This window comes from Spiractinospora alimapuensis, assembly GCF_018437505.1.
Taxonomy (GTDB): Bacteria; Actinomycetota; Actinomycetes; order Streptosporangiales; family Streptosporangiaceae; genus Spiractinospora; species Spiractinospora alimapuensis.
On sequence record NZ_CP072467.1, the window covers coordinates 1,142,175 to 1,159,327 of the forward strand.

At 70.3% G+C, this 17,153-nt stretch carries 14 protein-coding genes; 1 reads left to right on the plus strand and 13 read right to left on the minus strand.

Going from position 1 to position 17,153, the window contains the following annotated elements; all coding sequences use genetic code 11:
- Positions 1–45: 45 nt before the first annotated feature.
- Positions 46–507, plus strand: coding sequence for a nitroreductase/quinone reductase family protein (locus J4H86_RS05285; protein WP_394356451.1), 462 nt, complete (start codon positions 46–48; stop codon positions 505–507).
- Positions 508–644: 137 nt separating this feature from the next.
- On the opposite strand, the gene J4H86_RS05290 is transcribed toward J4H86_RS05285, so the two are convergent.
- The 13 genes from J4H86_RS05290 to J4H86_RS05350 form a co-directional block, all read right to left on the minus strand.
- Entirely contained in the window at positions 645–1,382 is a 738-nt protein-coding gene (locus J4H86_RS05290; RefSeq protein ID WP_236542383.1) for a hypothetical protein, read from the minus strand.
- 18 nt (positions 1,383–1,400) lie between these two features.
- The gene (locus tag J4H86_RS05295) at positions 1,401–2,819 is read right to left on the minus strand and encodes a hypothetical protein (protein WP_236542384.1); all 1,419 of its coding nucleotides are present in this window, start codon (positions 2,817–2,819) and stop codon (positions 1,401–1,403) included.
- An 834-nt stretch (positions 2,820–3,653) separates the two neighbouring features.
- Positions 3,654–4,847: a methionine adenosyltransferase gene (gene metK / locus J4H86_RS05300; protein WP_236542385.1), complete on the minus strand. Its 1,194-nt coding sequence runs from the start codon at positions 4,845–4,847 to the stop codon at positions 3,654–3,656.
- Between the two features lie 614 nt (positions 4,848–5,461).
- Positions 5,462–6,661: a bifunctional phosphopantothenoylcysteine decarboxylase/phosphopantothenate--cysteine ligase CoaBC gene (gene coaBC / locus J4H86_RS05305; RefSeq protein WP_236543913.1), complete on the minus strand. Its 1,200-nt coding sequence runs from the start codon at positions 6,659–6,661 to the stop codon at positions 5,462–5,464.
- Positions 6,662–6,753: 92 nt separating this feature from the next.
- Entirely contained in the window at positions 6,754–7,020 is a 267-nt protein-coding gene (gene rpoZ / locus J4H86_RS05310) for a DNA-directed RNA polymerase subunit omega (RefSeq protein ID WP_236542386.1), read from the minus strand.
- A 4-nt stretch (positions 7,021–7,024) separates the two neighbouring features.
- Positions 7,025–7,621, minus strand: a complete 597-nt coding sequence (gene gmk, locus J4H86_RS05315) for a guanylate kinase (protein ID WP_394356501.1) — start codon at positions 7,619–7,621, stop codon at positions 7,025–7,027.
- 328 nt (positions 7,622–7,949) lie between these two features.
- Positions 7,950–8,270 carry an integration host factor, actinobacterial type gene (gene mihF, locus J4H86_RS05320; protein ID WP_236542388.1) on the minus strand — a complete coding sequence of 107 codons (321 nt, stop codon included), beginning with the start codon at positions 8,268–8,270 and terminating at the stop codon, positions 7,950–7,952.
- Positions 8,271–8,567: 297 nt separating this feature from the next.
- Positions 8,568–9,341, minus strand: a complete 774-nt coding sequence (gene pyrF, locus J4H86_RS05325; protein ID WP_236542389.1) for an orotidine-5'-phosphate decarboxylase — start codon at positions 9,339–9,341, stop codon at positions 8,568–8,570.
- Between the two features lie 88 nt (positions 9,342–9,429).
- A complete protein-coding gene (locus J4H86_RS05330) occupies positions 9,430–10,365 on the minus strand; it encodes a dihydroorotate dehydrogenase (protein ID WP_236542390.1) in 936 nt (311 codons plus the stop codon).
- 9 nt (positions 10,366–10,374) lie between these two features.
- Positions 10,375–11,265, minus strand: a complete 891-nt coding sequence (locus tag J4H86_RS05335) for a dihydroorotate dehydrogenase electron transfer subunit (protein WP_236542391.1) — start codon at positions 11,263–11,265, stop codon at positions 10,375–10,377.
- Entirely contained in the window at positions 11,258–14,593 is a 3,336-nt protein-coding gene (gene carB / locus J4H86_RS05340) for a carbamoyl-phosphate synthase large subunit (protein ID WP_236542392.1), read from the minus strand. The genes J4H86_RS05335 and carB overlap by 8 nt, the downstream gene beginning before the upstream one ends.
- Positions 14,593–15,816 (minus strand): glutamine-hydrolyzing carbamoyl-phosphate synthase small subunit, encoded by a 1,224-nt coding sequence (gene carA / locus J4H86_RS05345; RefSeq protein ID WP_236542393.1) that lies wholly within the window; start codon positions 15,814–15,816, stop codon positions 14,593–14,595. The genes carB and carA overlap by 1 nt, the downstream gene beginning before the upstream one ends.
- An 8-nt stretch (positions 15,817–15,824) precedes the next feature.
- Positions 15,825–17,153: a dihydroorotase gene (locus J4H86_RS05350; protein WP_394356452.1), complete on the minus strand. Its 1,329-nt coding sequence runs from the start codon at positions 17,151–17,153 to the stop codon at positions 15,825–15,827.

A 17,153-nucleotide genomic window follows, 5' to 3' on the forward strand; every position in this document is an offset into this window, starting at 1 on the left:
CCGCCGTGGGGGTCGGGCAGCGTGGCATGGTGTGGAGGGATACAGGTGGAGGACAGGAAACGCAACCGAGCGGCCAGAGCGTGGCGCACGGTCAACGCCGTGGTGTCCGGCATGGTGGGATTCGGCCTTGGTCCACCGTCGACACATCTGCTCACGACGCGGGGCAACCAGTCGGGCTTCCTGCGGACCACACCGGTGGACCTGGTGGAGGGACCTCAGGGTCGCTTCCTGGTCGCTCCCTACGGGCCCGTCGGTTGGGTCCGTAACATCCGCACCGACGGTTTCGCGACGCTCCGGCGCGGGGGGTGGATCGAGCTCATCACCGTGCGGGAGGTCGAACCCGAGCGGGCCGCCCCGGTCTTGCGGGACTACGTGTCCGGCGCTCGCGCGCTGGTGGTGGGGCGGGCGTTCGGCCTGTCCGCCGACTCCCCGTTGGAGGACTTCGCGGCCCGAGCGTCGAAGCACCCCGTGTTCGAGATCGTGCGCAGCACCACCGTGCGCATCTAAACCGTGGCCACGTGCCCCGCGCCCATCCGGCGCGGGGCACGTGGCTCGTACCGCGCTCGGTGGAGTGAACGCGAAGCGCCCCCGCGGGGACGGTGACCCGGGTCAACCGGTCCCCCGCGGGGGCGCTCTTCTTCGTCCTAGGCCTCGTTGCGGCGCGCCGCGAACGCGGTGGCCCCTCCGAAGCCGACCAGCATCACACCGGCCGCGAACAGGGCTGATGTGCCTGGACCGGTCAGCGGAAGCTGTTCTCCGCCTCCCGAACCCGACGCCGAGGAGACGTGGGTGTCGGGCACCTCGACGATGAGAGGCGCCTCTCCACCGTCGTCGTCCGGCGGTGCGGGAACGTCGACGATCGGATCGTCGTCCTCCGGCGGAGGCGGCGGCGGGTCGTCGTCGTCCGGCGGGTCCTCGTTGTCGTCCGGCGGGTTCGCGCCGGGCGGCGGGTCGTCGTTGTCGTCCGGCGGCGGATCGTCATCCTCCGGCGGCGGATCGTCGTCCTCCGGTGGATCCTCCGGCGGCGGGTCCTCCGGTGGAGGATCCTCTGGCGGCGGGTCATCGGGCGGGGGATCGTCCGGCGGCGGATCGAACACCGGCGGTTCGAACTCCGGGAGTTCGATCGGCGGGTCGATCGGCAAGAGCTGGGGCTCCGGTTCGGGGAGCGGCTCTGGCTCGACGGGCTCCGGTTCCGGAGCCGGCTCGGCCTCGATCGGAAGCGTCTCGGCGGAGCCGTTCGACTCCGGCACGGGCATCGCGCTGACCGCTGCCTCGGAGAGGGATTCCTCCTGCGCATCGGCGAACGCGGTTCCCGGCATGAACCCGAAAGCGATCAAGCCAGCCGCGGCGATCCCTACCGTACGAGTGGTACGGGGGGACATACTTCTCCTTCCTGGTGACTATTCGGGGGGCAGGACGTAGATGTCCCGCTCTGCGACGACGACGGCCCTGCCACCCAGGAGACCCCAGGGTCGAGCCGTGTCGCCGGCCAGTTCGGACAGCGAGCCGTCCGCGTCGACCGCGGTGAGCTCACCGTCCAATTCACCGTAGAGATCCTCCCCAGCGGCACCCACGGGATGGAACCCTGGCTGGACCTCGGTTTCGCCTTCGTTCAGGTCGACCAGGAGCGGGCCGTAGGCTCCCCACGCCTCGGCGGACTGCCACCGGTCCTCGTCACCACGGTCGTCGTCGCTGATCAGGGCCGAGCCGATGAGCGATCCGTCCTCCGCGTCGTGCACCGCGATCACGGACTCGTCGTCGTCACCGTCCTCGCTCTCCCACTCCACGACGACGTGGTCGGCCGAGGCCGTCAGGACGCGCGTCAGGTCTCCGGCGTCGCCCGGCTCCTGTGCGTCGACCGCCTCGGCGTCCTCCCCCGGCTCGACGAGCGTCCAGGCTTCGCCCGCCTCGGCGGCTACCACCAGTTGGCCGTCGGACGCCAGAGCGCGTGCGTCCTCGGGCAGGGACAGCTCGACGAACTCGCCGTCCACGGGGATCATCGGTGGCTCGTCCTCGTGCGTGAGCAGCGGGGATCCGCCCGCGAAGGAGACGCTGACGTCGTCGGGGAGCGCCAACTCCTCCGGGTCGCCACCATCCAGCGGCCACAGCCAGAGGGTGTCGCTCGTCACCACCGAGATGAATTCGTCCCCCCCGATGGGGACGACGCGGATGGGGCCCTGGACGTCCTCGACGTCCGCGACGAACGGTTGCGACCACTGACGCTCACCGTCGGGTGTGTGCGCGACGAGAGCCTCGTCCCGGGTGACGACGACGAGGGTGTCCCCGTCCGGCGCCACGGCGGGAGACGTCCCCCCGGCCATGGAGATCCGCCACTCGGCGTCCTCGGAGTACCCGGGTGGGGCACCCCTGGCCTCGAGTTCGACGTCGCGATCCACTCCGGGCTCCACACGGCCGCGATCGGAGTCCTCGGGGTCGGCGGAAGGTGAGAAGGGAAGTGGAACACGTGCGGCGATCGCGGCCCCGAGGCCCACGACGGCCAGCGCGACCACACCCAGCACGACGGCGCCACGCAGCGGGAAGCGTGAGCGTTTGGTCGGGGGGTCGGGACGCAGCTCGCGGATCACACCCCCGGGCGTTGCCATGAGACGCCACGAACTGTGCGCGTCGGCCGCGTCGATCACGACGTCGTTCCCGGTCGCGGCCGCCAGGGAGAGCGCGACCTCCAACGCCTGGCGACGCGTTCGTTTGGGTGAGTCGCCGGTGATCCGGCGAACGTCGCCGTCGACGGTGACGTCGGCGTAACTCTCGTCCGCGGAGATCACGATCCAGACGCGCCGCGGTTGTCCCGGCGCCGTCACGCGTGCTCCCCGGAGACGGGCCGTCCCAGGGGGCGTTGTCGAGCCCCCACCTGCAGCGCGGACGCTGTGGCCACCACAGTTGTGCCCCTGCCGTGTGCGTTTGTCGGTCGTGCCTCGGTGTGCGTCGCGCCCGGTGCTCTCCGCGCGCGAAAGCCGCGCCGGGCCCTGGGTTTCGGAACACACGGGCAGGGATGATCCTACTCGTTTTCCGGCGACTCAGGGCAGGCCCACACGTCCCCGCCGAAACCTGTACGTGGCCGGTTGAGGACGCTCGGCAGCGACACGGATCCACCCCACCGCACGGAAGTCGCGCCCCGGGGACGCGCAGCCGTGGCACCCTCGTGCGCACTTTCCATACCCGACATCCACCGACCTGCGAAAACCCCCGACATCCCGCCTCGGCGGACCGAACCCGAAAGGGGACGGAAGACGCCAACGGCAGTCACAGAGCACGGCACCGGAGTCCGCCCCACACCGGCGACGGGTTCGGACGCGCGCCGCGATCGACGCGAGCCGACACCAGACATTGATCTACACCGGCGGTCCGTTAACCCGACGGCCATCCCCACGTCCACAGAACCCCGCCGGTCCTGACGGGCGACAGAACGGTCCACGTCGTACCACCAGAATCGCGACCAAGCCACGCGCTCCCGACACCCTCGGACGGTCGCGTTAATGGGCAGGAGAGCGCACTCGGTGCTCTCCGCGCCATGACACCCGGCCACGGCTGGCCGGGGCGCGGCGCGAGATCGCTCCCCGGTGGGAGACGGGGACGGAACGCACAGGTGGGGCGCGCTCGGTTGAGCGGCCCCACCTGTCCGTGAGTTCGGGAGATCAGGCTCCGACAGCGGCCTTCAGGGCGGCGGCGCGGTCGGTGCGCTCCCAGGTGAAGCCCTGGTCCTCGCGACCGAAGTGTCCGTAGGCCGCGGTGGCCGAGTAGCCCGGACGCAGCAAGTCCAGGTCACGGACGATCGCGGCGGGACGGAGGTCGAAGACCTCACGCACGGCCTTCTCGATGACGTCCGGCGCGACCGACTCGGTGCCGAAGGTCTCGATGAAGACGCCCACCGGGGCGGCCTTGCCGATGGCGTAGGCGACCTGAACTTCGGCGCTGTCGGCGAGACCGGCGGCGACGATGTTCTTGGCGACCCAGCGGGTGGCGTAGGCGGCGGAACGGTCGACCTTCGACGGGTCCTTGCCGGAGAAGGCGCCACCACCGTGGCGGGCGTAGCCACCGTAGGTGTCCACGATGATCTTGCGTCCGGTCAGCCCCGCGTCACCCATCGGGCCACCGATCTCGAACCGGCCGGTGGGGTTGACGAGCAGGCGGTAGTTGTCCGCGCTCAGGCCATAGTTCGCCACGACCGGCGCGATCACGTGCTCCTTGATGTCCGGGGTGAGGAGCTCGTCGATGCTGATGTCGGGGGCGTGCTGGCTGGAGACGACCACCGTGTCCAGGCGGACCGGCTTGTTGCCTTCGTACTCCACGGTGACCTGGGTCTTGCCGTCCGGGCGCAGGTACGGAACCACACCACCCTTGCGGACCTTGGTCAACTGCTCCGAGAGAGCGTGCGCGAGCCGGATCGGCAGCGGCATGAGTTCCGGGGTCTCACGGTTGGCGTACCCGAACATCAGGCCCTGGTCGCCCGCACCCTGCTTGTCCAGAGCGTCGTCCTCGTTCTCCACCCGCGCCTCGTAGGCGGTGTCGACGCCCTGGGCGATGTCGGGCGACTGGGCGTCGATGGAGACCGACACTCCACAGGAGACTCCGTCGAAACCCTTGGCTGAGGAGTCGTAACCGATCTCGAGGATCTTCTTACGGATCACGTCCGGGATGTCGACGTAGGTCTGCGTCGTGACCTCACCGGCGATGTGTACCTGTCCAGTAGTGATCAGCGTCTCGACGGCGACCCGGCTCTTGGGGTCGTCCGTGAGCATCGCGTCGAGGATCGCGTCACTGATCTGGTCGGCCATCTTGTCGGGGTGACCTTCGGTGACCGACTCGGAAGTGAAAAGGCGACGGGACACGTTGAGGGACTCCTTGCAGCGGCTGCTGGCTGACAGTTGTCGGACGCCGGCTACCTGGGGTTCGTCACGCTCTGATGTCGCCCCAAGTTCACAGACGTCGTTTTGTTTTCGCCACCACTGTAACTGGCCGGGTCCGTCCACCCCCGGGCGAGACCCACCCAGAGCTCGACGGTCGACATCCACCCGATCGCCAGATTTACGATGGTTCGTCCGCAAAACACCTCTTCAGACGGCACACGATCGAACCGTGACCGAGCTCACACAAGATAATTCCTCCCGTGGTTGAGCTGCCGAAAAACCGCCTGAAACTGTCGCGGACTGCGCAGGCCATCTCCGATCGCGCAACATGGGCGCCTTGCTTCGCGCCCCCCCGCCCGGTGGACGAGTCCGGGCAGACCGACGTCGGGAAGCCTTCGAGACGAGCAGCGCCACCCCGAAGAACCGAATCCGCCAACGTCGATATTACCGCAGGTCACGGCCGTTTGAAGCGCCGGAACGCAGAAGGCTTCCGGAGCACACCCATCCGCCGGACGCCGGGACCACCACGCCCCCGACGACGACTACCGAGAGTCACATCGCCGGGAATCGCTGCCGAACGGGCGGAACGGAGTCGGTTACGCCGGCCAGTCCACGACGAGGTCCCACACCCGGTCGGCGAGCTCCTCCTTGGGGCCCTTCGCTATCTCCACCGCCGAACCGTCGGTGCCCAGGACCACGGCCTGGTTGTCGGTGGTCCCGAACGCCTTGCCGTGCCCCACCTGGTTGACCACCAGGAGGTCACACCCCTTGCTCTTGAGTTTCTCCTCGCCGTTGCGACGAACGTCGTCGGTCTCGGCGGCGAACCCCACGATGACCCGGGCGGAGAGTTCGTCGGCCTCCCGCGCGCGGGTGAGCGCGGCGAGGATGTCGGGGTTGGGCACGAGCTCGATGGTGGGCGTGCCACCCGTCTTCTTGATCTTGGACTCGGCCGTGGTGGTGGGGCGGAAGTCGGCGACCGCGGCGGCCATGACGACCGCGTCGACCGGCTCCGGTCCGGAAACGGCGGCGAACATCGCGTCGTTCAGTTCCCGCGCCGTCCCGACCGGCCGAACGTCGACCCCGGCCGGGTCGGGCAGGCTGGTGTTGGCGGCGACCAGAGTGACCTTCGCCCCCCGCGCCGCCGCGGTGGCGGCGAGTGCGTAACCCTGGCGACCGGAGGAGTTGTTCCCGAGGTAGCGCACCGGGTCCAGCGGTTCCCGCGTCCCCCCGGCCGAGACCACGACGTGGCGTCCGCTGAGGTCGGCGCTCGCGCCCGCGCGGTGCAGGACGGCCCGCGCCGCGAGGAAGAGTGCCTGCGGGTCGGGAAGGCGACCCTTGCCCGAATCCGCGCCGGTGAGCCGGCCCTCGGCGGGGTCCAGCACGATCGCGCCACGGTCACGGAGGCGGGCGACGTTCTCCCGCGTCGCGGGGTGCTCCCACATCTCGGTGTGCATCGCCGGCGCGAACATCACGGGGCACCGGGCGGTGAGCAGCGTGTTGGTGAGGAGGTCGTTGGCCAGGCCTCCTGCGGCCCGAGCGAGCAGGTCCGCGGTGGCCGGTGCCACGACGACCAGGTCGGCCCGCTGTCCGATCCGAACGTGGGGCACCTCGTGCACCTGGTCCCAGACGTCCGTGGCGACGGGCTGCCCTGACAGAGCGGCCCAGGTGGGCTCGCCGACGAACCGCAGGGCGTCGGTGGTGGGAACCACCCGCACCTCGTGTCCCGACTCGACGAAGAGTCGGAGGAGCTCGCACACCTTGTATGCGGCGATGCCCCCTCCGACACCCAGGACCACTCGCGGCGCGCTCTGTGTACTCACGGTTCCGAGGGTATTCGCGTCAGGTGGAGGATTCGACACGGAGTCCTCCGTCGGCGGCACCGAAGCGGTCAGCGCCCTTCGTAGGACTCCGCGGTGAGCAGGTGCTCGTTCGTCTCACGCAGCGCGATGGACAGCGCCTTCTCCTGGACCTGGGTCTCGACCAGCGGTCCGACGTACTCCAGCAGGCCCTCGCCGAGCTGGGCGTAGTAGGCGTTGATCTGGCGCGCACGCTTGGCGGCCATGATGACCAGGCTGTACTTGCTGTCAACGACGCCCAGGAGCTCATCGATGGGCGGGTTGGTGATGCCTTCGGCGGTGGGCTGTGTTCCTGCCACGTGTCTACCCTCTGTCCTGGCTGTTTGGATCCATCATCCACGCTAGCAGCTCACCGCAGACGTCCTGCACCGACGAGTTCACCAGCGTGACGTCGAACTCCTCCTCAGCGGCCAGCTCCTCGCGGGCCGCGCGCAGTCGCCGCTCGACGACCTCCGGAGCCTCGGTTCCCCGGCCGGTGAGTCGCCGCACCAGCTCCTCCCAGGAGGGCGGGCGCAGGAACACCAGGAGCGCGTCGGGCATGCTGCGTCGAACCTGGCGTGCGCCCTGGAGGTCGATCTCCAGCAGCACCGGCTGCTGGGACTCCAGCCGAGAGAACACGGCCGAGCGCGGCGTACCGTACCGGTTGCCGGCGAACTCCGCCCACTCCAGGAGGTCCCCGTCGGCGACGAGTCGGTCGAACTCGGCGTCGCTCACGAAGAAGTACTCGACCCCGTCCCGCTCCCCCACCCGCGGCGCGCGTGTCGCGACCGAGACCGAGAGCCACACCTCGGGGTGGTGCCGTCGGATCTCCCGCACCACCGTGCTCTTACCAACCCCGGAGGGCCCGGAGAGAACGGTGAGCCGGGCGGCGTCGGCCGACGGCCCGACCAGCGCGGACAACGGCTGAGCGGTGTGATGATTGGACACGGACCCCTGCCCCTGCGGGCGGACCCGCGAACGACGGTGATGCCGCGCGTCGGCCGTGTCGGTCGCGTCGGGGACCGGGCCCTGCGGGCCGTGGGCATCCTTGGGGCTCATGAGAATCACCCCGCGACGACGGGTGGCGGACACACGGACGGTGTGCTGCTGACAGATGCACACCCTAGCGCTTTACCAGCGCATCGTGGTACGTGGCCACACGTGGGGGTGGGGGACGGGGCGGAGCCGCGATGTGGCTCCGCCCCGGAAGCCTCTCGGCCGAGTCGCTCGGCGGTGAGGCCGCTGAGTGCTACGCGGCCGTGCCGTAGCGCTCCTCCAGCGCGGCGCGCTGGTTGGCGCCGAGACCACGCACCCGCCGGGACTCGGCGATGTGCAGATCCTGCATGATCTCCTTGGCACGCACCTTGCCGATGCCCGGAAGCGACTCCAGGAGAGCCGAGACCTTCATCTTGCCGATGACGTCGTCCTCCTGACCCTTGGAGAGGACGTCGGACAGGGAGATCTCTCCCCGCTTCAGTTGGGCCTTGACTTCGGCACGCGCCTTTCGGGCCATTGCGGCCTTCTCCAGAGCGGCGTCGCGTTGCTCCGGTGTGAGGGAAGGAAGGGTCACGCCAGGTCACCTCGGTTTTCTGTGTGTTGTGGAGGGCGGACGCCTGCGCAAGTTAGTAGGTTCCGCCCCTGTTCGGCAACGCAAAGTGGCCTTTCAAACCCTTTTTAATGCCATCAAATACTCTGTGTTGCGTTCCAACCACAGAGAGCTGATAGTGCCGGGAAAGATCAAGCGCACACGGCCCACCGAAAGATATGCCAGGAATAGTGACACACTTCACTGACATGTGCGTCCCGGTGGGTTCCGGGCGTCCGAACCACCGACCACCCAAGGCCCGTAACAACGCATCACGGTTGCTCACAGGGCCTCCGCGCCGTCCCCCAGACGCCGCCTGCGGCCCGCGACCCCCTCCGGGTCGCCGGGACCTAAGTCGCGCCCGGTCGGCGTCGCACGGCCCACCTCCGCCGCGATGGCGGCCGCCGCGGCGCCGGGGTCGCTCGACCCGGTGATCGGCCGGCCGATCACGAGCAGGTCGGCCCCCGCCCGCAGGGCGTCCTCCGGGGTAGCCACCCGTGCCTGGTCCTGCGTCCCGGCGCCGGCGGGCCGCACCCCGGGGGTGATGAGCGTGACGTCGGGCCCCACCTCGGCGCGCAGCGCGGCGGCCTCGTGTGGGGAGCACACCAGCGCCCGCGCGCCCGCGCCGACCGCGAGGGCGGCGAGACGGCGCGCGGCGTCGAGCGCCGGCCCCTGGATCCCGATCTTCGCCAGCGCGGCCTCATCGAGCGACGTCAGCACCGTGACGGCCGCGATGTCGGTGTCAGGCGCGGCCTCGACCGCGGCACGCACCATGTCGGCGCCGCCGGAGGCGTGCACGGTCAGGATGGACGGCTTGATCCGGCCCATCGCCTTCGCGGCGCTCTCGACCTGGGCGGGGATGTCGTGGAGCTTGAGGTCCAGGAAGACGCCGACCCGGTTGGCGCCGCGAACGGTCGCGACGACCTCCGGGCCGTAACGCAGGAACAACCCCAGCCCGACCTTCACCGTGCTCACGTGGGGCGCGACGGCCGAGGCCCATCGAGCCGCGGTCTCGATCTCCGGCGCGTCGATCGCGACGGCGATAGGTGCGCTCACGTTCGTTCTCCCTTCGGTTGCGTTCGGGTTGTGGCGGACGCACGGGCCCACTGTGCCGCAGTCGCGTCCGGTTCGCAGGAGAGTGGCGTTACTCGTTGCCCCCGTGCGCCGCACCGACGAGGTCGGCGGCGCGTTCGATCCCCCGCCGCTCCAGCCCCTCGGTGAACTCGCGCAGGATCCGTTCACCGGCTCCCGGGTCATGCACGATCGCGGTGCCCACGGCGACGGCGCTGGCGCCGGCGAGCATGAACTCCATGACGTCGGTGCCCGAACGCACGCCGCCCATGCCGATGATGGGCACGTCCGGGACGGTCGCGTGTACGTCGTGGACGGCGGCGAGCGCGATGGGCCGAATGGCGGGTCCCGACAGGCCTCCCTGCTCGCTGCCGCCGGCGACCGCGAGCCTGCGGGTGTCGATGTTCACCGCGAGTCCGCGGACGGTGTTGATCAGGGACAGTCCGTCGGCTCCGGCCGTGACACACGCCTCGGCGAGCTCCCGAAGGTCCACGCCGTCCACCGCGAGCTTGGCGAACACCGGGACGTCCCCCGCCGTCGCGTCGCGCACCGCACGCACCACCGCGGCGGCCTCGGCCGGCTCGTGGGCGAAGCGTCGTCCCTGGCTCGCCGGGTTCACACACGACAGGTTGACCTCGACGGCGCAGATCGAGAGACCGTCGAGACGGTGGGCGAGTTCCGAGTACTCCTGGGGGCCGCTTCCGGCGAGGGACACGATCGCGCGTGCGCCTTGGGAGACCAGCCAGGGAAGGTCGCGTTGCACCAGGACGTCGATCCCCGGCCCCTGCAGACCGAGCGCGCTCACCATGCCGCTGGGTGTCTCGGCCATCCGGGGCATGGGGTTGCCGGCGCGCGGCTCGATCATCACCGACTTGGTGGTGACGGCCCCGATCCGGGAGAGGTCGCAGAACGGGGCGAGCTCCCTTCCCGTCCCCGCGCAACCGGCGGCCGTCAGCACGGGGTTGGGGGCTTCCCACGAGCCCAGGCGTACCGTGAGGTCCGGACGCATGTCTTGTCCCTACCCCGCCTCACGTACGGCGGTGTCCTCCACCGCCGACTTCCATCCAGGAGCCCCCAACGCGTCGAAGGGGATCGTCCCGACGTCACCGAACCGCAACCGCTCGGCGCGGAACACCGGCCCGTCCACGCACGCGCGGGCCATGCGGGTGATCCCGTCCTCGCCGACCACGGGGACGACGCACCCCATACAGACCCCCGTGCCGCAGGCCATCGCCTCCTCCACGCGGACCTGGGCCGGGATGTCGTACTTCTCCGCCACCGCGGCCACGGAACGCAGGACCGGGACGGGCGCGCTCGCGTAGACGACCTCGGTGCGCGAGGTCTCGATCAGACGCGAGACGAGGTCGAGCACGCCACCACGGGTGCCGGCCGACCCGTCCCCGGTCGCGACCGAGACCGTCTCACCGAGCCGGCGGGCCTGCGCGGTGCCCAGCACCCGGTCCGCGGTCGCGCCCCCCAACGCGAAGTCGACCCGGCACCCACGGCGGCGCAACGTGTTGGCGAGGGGGAACAGAGCCGCCGCGCCCTGCTCCTCCCCCACCAGCGCGCAGTTGACCGGGTCCCGCGGCAGCGGGAAGGGGCGTCCGAGTGGACCGACCACGTCCAGGAGATCGCGCGCCCGTCGCTCCGCCAGCCACTCGGTCCCGTTTCCCCGCTCGGAGAAGACGAACTCGACCGTGCCGCCGAAGTCGGGCTTGACGTCGTGGATCGAGAAGACACGGCGCAGCAGCATGCTCGAATGCTCCCCGCCCACCGCCACCGCCACGAACTGTCCCGACCGGAACCGCTCGGCGATGGACGGCGCCACGACGGTGATCGCGTGATAGGAGTCCATGTGCCGCACGGAGAGAACCGGGACGCGCACCTGAACGGGTCGGAAGTCACTCACCCGGATGCGTATCCTCCTCTCCGCCCTCACCCCGCAGCGCCTTGGCGTGCTCCTGCAGGGAGCGCACCTGGACCTCGCCACGGGCCAGGGCCTCGACGCCCTGCACCGCGGCGGCGAGCCCCTGCACGGTGGTCACGATCGGCACGGACCGGGCGATGGCGGCCGTGCGGATCTCGTAACCGTCGAGGCGGGGGCCCGACTGTCCGGCGGAGCCGAAGGGGGTGTTGACGATCAGGTCGACTGAACCATCATTGATCAGTCGCACAATAGTCGGTTCACCGTCGGGACCGGTTCCCTCGCTCAGCTTGCGCACCACCGTGGCCCGGACACCGTTGCGTCGCAGCACCTCCGCGGTGCCCGCCGTCGCCAGGATCTCGAACCCGAGGTCGGCGAGGCGCTTCACCGGGAAGATCATGGTGCGCTTGTCACGGTTGGCGACCGAGACGAACGCACGTCCCCGGGTCGGCAGGTTGCCGATCGCCGCCTGCTGGGACTTGGCGTAGGCGCCGCCGAAGTCGGTGTCGAGGCCCATGACCTCTCCGGTGGAACGCATCTCCGGACCGAGGATGGTGTCCACGCCCTCGCCGTCGCGGCTGATGAACCGGTTGAACGGTAGCACCGCCTCCTTCACCGCGACGGGTGCCTCCAGGGGCAGGGTCCCGCCGTCCCCGGTCGCCGGAAGCAGGCCCTCCGCGCGCAGTTGGCCGATAGTGGCCCCCAGCATCACCCGGGCGGCGGCCTTGGCCAACGGAACGGCGGTCGCCTTGGACACGAACGGCACCGTCCGCGACGCGCGGGGGTTGGCCTCCAGGACGTAGAGGACGCCGGAGGCGAGCGCGTACTGCACGTTGAGCAGGCCCCGGACCGCCGTCCCCCGGGCGATGGCCTCGGTGGAGTAGCGGATACGTTCGATGTCCTCCCGGCCGAGGGTGACGGCGGGGAGCGCGCACGCCGAGTCCCCGGAGTGTACGCCGGCCTCCTCGATGTGCTCCATGACGCCGCCCAGGTAGAGGTCCTGGCCGTCATAGAGGGCGTCCACGTCGATCTCGATGGCGTCGTCGAGGAAACGGTCGACCAGGACCGGGTAGTCGGCGCTGACCTCCGCGTTCTGGGTGACGTACTCCCGCAGCCGCTCCTCGCTGTAGACGATCTCCATACCGCGTCCACCGAGAACGTAGGACGGGCGCACCACCACCGGGTAACCGATCTCGTCGGCCACGGCCTTGGCCTCCGCGAACGACGCCGCCATGCCGTGCTTGGGGGCGGGCAGCCCCGCCTGGGCGAGGACCCGGCCGAACTCGCCGCGGTCCTCGGCCAGGTCGATGCTCTCCGGCGTGGTGCCCACGATGGGGACGCCGGCGGCCTTCAGCTCCCGCGCGAGACCCAGCGGCGTCTGGCCGCCGAGCTGCACGACGATACCGACGACCTCGCCGGACGCCTGCTCCGCCCGCACCACCTCGAGGACGTCCTCGAGGGTGAGGGGCTCGAAGTAGAGCCGGTCGCTGGTGTCATAGTCGGTCGACACCGTCTCGGGGTTGCAGTTGACCATGACCGTCTCGTAGCCGGCCTCCCGCAACGCGAAGGAGGCGTGCACGCAGCTGTAGTCGAACTCCACGCCCTGACCGATACGGTTCGGCCCCGACCCCAGGATGATGACCTTGGGCCTGTTCCCGGGTGGGACCTCGGTCTCCTCGTCGTAGCTGGAGTACAGGTAGGGCGTCTGCGCGGCGAACTCCGCCGCGCAGGTGTCGACGGTCAGGTACACCGGGTGCACGCCCAGCGCGTCGCGCAGCTCGCGGATCACCATCTCGGGCTTTCCGACGATCTCGCCGATCTGGGTGTCGGAGAAGCCCAGTCGCTTCACCGCGACCAGCGCCTCCGCGTCCAGTTGTGGCCGGGCGGCGAGTTCCCGGGCGGCCTCCTCCAACAGCAGCATCTGGTCCAGGAACCACGGGTCGATGCGCGTGGACCGGTGCAGTTCCTCGACGGTCGCGCCCGCGCGAAACGCCTGCTGCACGGTGCGCAGACGGGTCTCGGTGGGCGTGGCAGCGGCGGCGACGAGCGCGGCGCGCTCCTCCGGGCCTCCGCGCGCACCGGCCCAGGTGAACCCGACCTCGCTCTTCTCCAGGGACCGCATGGCCTTCTGCAGGGCCTCGGCGAAGGAACGGCCGATCGCCATCGCCTCACCGACCGACTTCATGGTGGTGGTGAGCGCGGGGTCGGCGCCCGGGAACTTCTCGAAGGCGAATCGCGGCACCTTGACCACCACGTAGTCGAGGGTGGGCTCGAAGCTCGCCGGGGTCTTCTCCGTGATGTCGTTGGGGATCTCGTCGAGGGTGTAACCCACGGCGAGCCGGGCCGCGATCTTGGCGATGGGGAAGCCGGTGGCCTTGGAGGCCAACGCCGAGGACCGGGAGACCCGGGGGTTCATCTCGATCACGATCATCCGCCCCGTCTCGGGGTTGACCGCGAACTGGATGTTACACCCGCCGGTGTCCACACCGACCTCACGGATGACGGCGATGCCGACGTCGCGCATCCGCTGGTACTCGCGGTCGGTCAGCGTCATCGCGGGGGCGACCGTGATCGAGTCGCCGGTGTGGACGCCCATCGGGTCGAGGTTCTCGATGGAGCACACCACGACGACGTTGTCGTTCGCGTCGCGCATGAGCTCCAGCTCGTACTCCTTCCAGCCCAGGATGGACTCCTCCAGGAGCACCTCGGTGACCGGGGAGAGGGTGAGGCCCGTGCCGGCGATCCGACGCAGTTCCCGCTCGTCGTGGGCGAACCCGGACCCGGCCCCGCCCATGGTGAAGGACGGGCGGACCACGACGGGGTAGCTGAGCTCCTCCGCGGCGGCCAGGCACTCCTCCATGGTGTGGCAGGTCCGGGAGCGCGCCGACTCCGCGCCGACGCGCTCCACGATCCCCTTGAAGGTCTCGCGGTCCTCGCCGGCCTGGATCGCGTCGAAGTCCGCCCCGATCAGCTCCACCTGGTACTTGTCCAGGACACCGGACTCGTGCAGGGCGACGGCGGCGTTCAGGGCCGTCTGTCCGCCGAGGGTTGGCAGCAGCGCGTCGGGACGCTCCTTGGCGATGACCCGCTCGACGAAGTCGGGGGTGATCGGCTCGACGTAGGTCGCGTCGGCGAACTCCGGGTCCGTCATGATCGTGGCGGGGTTGGAGTTCACCAGGATGACTCGCAGGCCCTCGTCCTTCAGGACCCGGCAGGCCTGGGTCCCCGAGTAGTCGAACTCGCACGCCTGTCCGATGACGATCGGCCCCGAACCGATGACAAGCACGGATTCAAGGTCACTACGGCGCGGCATCAGGCCCCTCCGGTTGGTGCGGTGGGGGTCGTCGTCGCCGCGTCCCCCGCGTGGTTGCTCATGAGGTCACAGAAGGCATCGAAGTGGGCCGCGGCGTCGTGCGGGCCGGCGGCGGCCTCCGGGTGGTACTGAACGCTGAACGCCGGGCGGTCCAGGAGCCGCAGGCCTTCGACGACCTGGTCGTTCAGGCCGATGTGGCTCACCTCCGCCCGCCCGTAGGGCGTGTCGAAGGCACCGTCGAGGGGGGCGTCGACGGCGAAGCCGTGGTTGTGACTGGTGATGTAGACCCGCCCGGTGTGCACGTCGCGCACGGGCTGGTTGACGCCGCGATGGCCGAACCGCAGCTTGTAGGTCCCCAGGCCGAGGGCGCGTCCCAGGATCTGGTTGCCGAAGCAGATGCCGAAGAGGGGCACGCCGGCGTCCAGGACGGCACGCATGACCGCGACGGGGCCGTCAGTGGTGGCGGGGTCCCCTGGGCCGTTGCTGAAGAAGACGCCGTCGGGGTCGTCGGCCAAGACGTCCTCGACGGTCGCGTCGGCGGGCACGACCCGCACCAGGCAGCCTCGTTCGGCGAGACGCTGCGGTGTCATGGCCTTGATCCCCAGGTCCACGGCGGTCACCCGGAAGCGTTCCGGGACGCCCTCGGTTGGACGGACGGTGTAGGGCTCTGTGGTGGTGACCTCGTTGGCGAGGTCGGCCCCGGACATGGGCGGGCTCGCGAGGACACGCTCACGCAGCCGTACCGGGTCGGTCTCGGTGGTGCTGATCGCGGCCCGCATCGCGCCCCGGTCCCGCAGGTGCCGGGTGAGCGACCGGGTGCCGGGCATGGCGATGCCGACGACGCCCTGGCGGCGTAGTTCCGCGTCGAGGGTGCGTTTGGCGCGCCAGTTGGACGGGATCCGGGCCGGTTCCCGCACGACGTAGCCCGCGACCCAGACCCGCCCCGACTCCGGGTCGTCGTCGTTCACGCCCGTGTTGCCGATGTGCGGCGCGGTCATGGCGACGATCTGACGGTGGTACGAGGGGTCGGTGAGGGTTTCCTGGTAGCCCGTCATCCCGGTCTGGAACACGATCTCGCCCAGCGTCTCGCCGTGAGCGCCGAAGGACCGGCCTCGGAACGCCCGCCCGTCCTCCAGCACCAGCAGTGCGGGGACGGTTCCGGTCTCCGCGCCCTTGGCACCGTTCGCGTTGCCCGGGGCGTCGTGCTGGCCGGCTCGGCTCATTGCTGTACTCAAGTCAGATTCCCATCGAGAACGGTCGGGACGCCGCGCAGGAACGTGGCGACGCCACGCCCCGGGAGGGTCATCCCCGCGAAAGGTGTGTTGGTGCTCTTGGAGGCGAACGGCGCGCCAACGCTGGTGACGGTGCGGGAGGCCGCGGGGTCGTGGAGCGTGAGGTTCGCGGGCTCACCTGGGCGCAGGGGCCGGCCGTGGTCGGCCACGCGACCGATGCGGGCGGGCGCGTGCGACATCCGCTCGGCGACGGCCTCCCAGCTCATCAGACCGGTGTCGACCATGGTGTGCTGGACCACGGACAGCGCGGTCTCCAATCCGAGCATCCCCATCGCGGCCTGGCACCACTCGGTCTCCTTGGCCTCCACCGGGTGCGGCGCGTGGTCGGTGGCGACACAGTCGATGGTGCCGTCGGCGAGGCCCTCCCGCAGCGCCGCCACGTCCTCGGCGGTGCGCAGGGGCGGGTTCACCTTGTAGATGGGGTCGTAGTTCTCGGCGAGGTCGTCGGTCAGCAACAGGTGGTGCGGCGTGACCTCGGCCGTGACCTGGCAGCCGCGGCTCTTGGCGTCGCGCAGGATGCGTACCGACCCCTTGGTGGAGACGTGGCAGATGTGCAGGCGCGCGCCGACGTGTTCGGCGAGGAGACAGTCGCGGGCGATGATCGCCTCCTCGGCGACGGCGGGCCAGCCGGTCAGGCCGAGCCGATCGGAGACGACGCCCTCGTTCAGTTGCGCGCCGACCGTGAGGCGGGGCTCCTGGGCGTGCTGGGCGATGACGCCACCCAGTGCCTTGACGTACTCCAGGGCCCGACGCATGAGGAGCGGGTCGTCCACGCACTTGCCGTCGTCGGAGAACACACGGACCTGGGCGGCGGAGTCCGCCATCGCGCCCAGTTCCGCGAGCTGTTCTCCCCCGAGGCCCCGCGTGACGGCGCCGACCGGACGCACGTCGCAGTAACCGGCCGAGCGTCCCAGGCGCCAGACCTGCTCGACGACTCCAGCCGTGTCGGCGACGGGTTCGGTGTTGGCCATCGCGTGCACCGCGGTGAAGCCCCCCAGGGCGGCGCCCCGCGAACCGGTGAGGACCGTCTCGGCGTCCTCACGTCCGGGTTCGCGCAGGTGGGTGTGCAGGTCGACGAGGCCGGGCAGGGCGACGAGGCCACTGGCGTCGATGACGTCGGCGCCCACCGCGTCGTCGACCGCGCCGGCCCCCTCCGCGGCGATGGCGCCGTCGCGCAGCAACAGGTCGGTCTGGACCCCGTTGGGAAGGCGCACACCGCGCACCAGCACGGGTGTGGGCGTCGCGGCGGCTCGGTCCTCTGTCCCCAC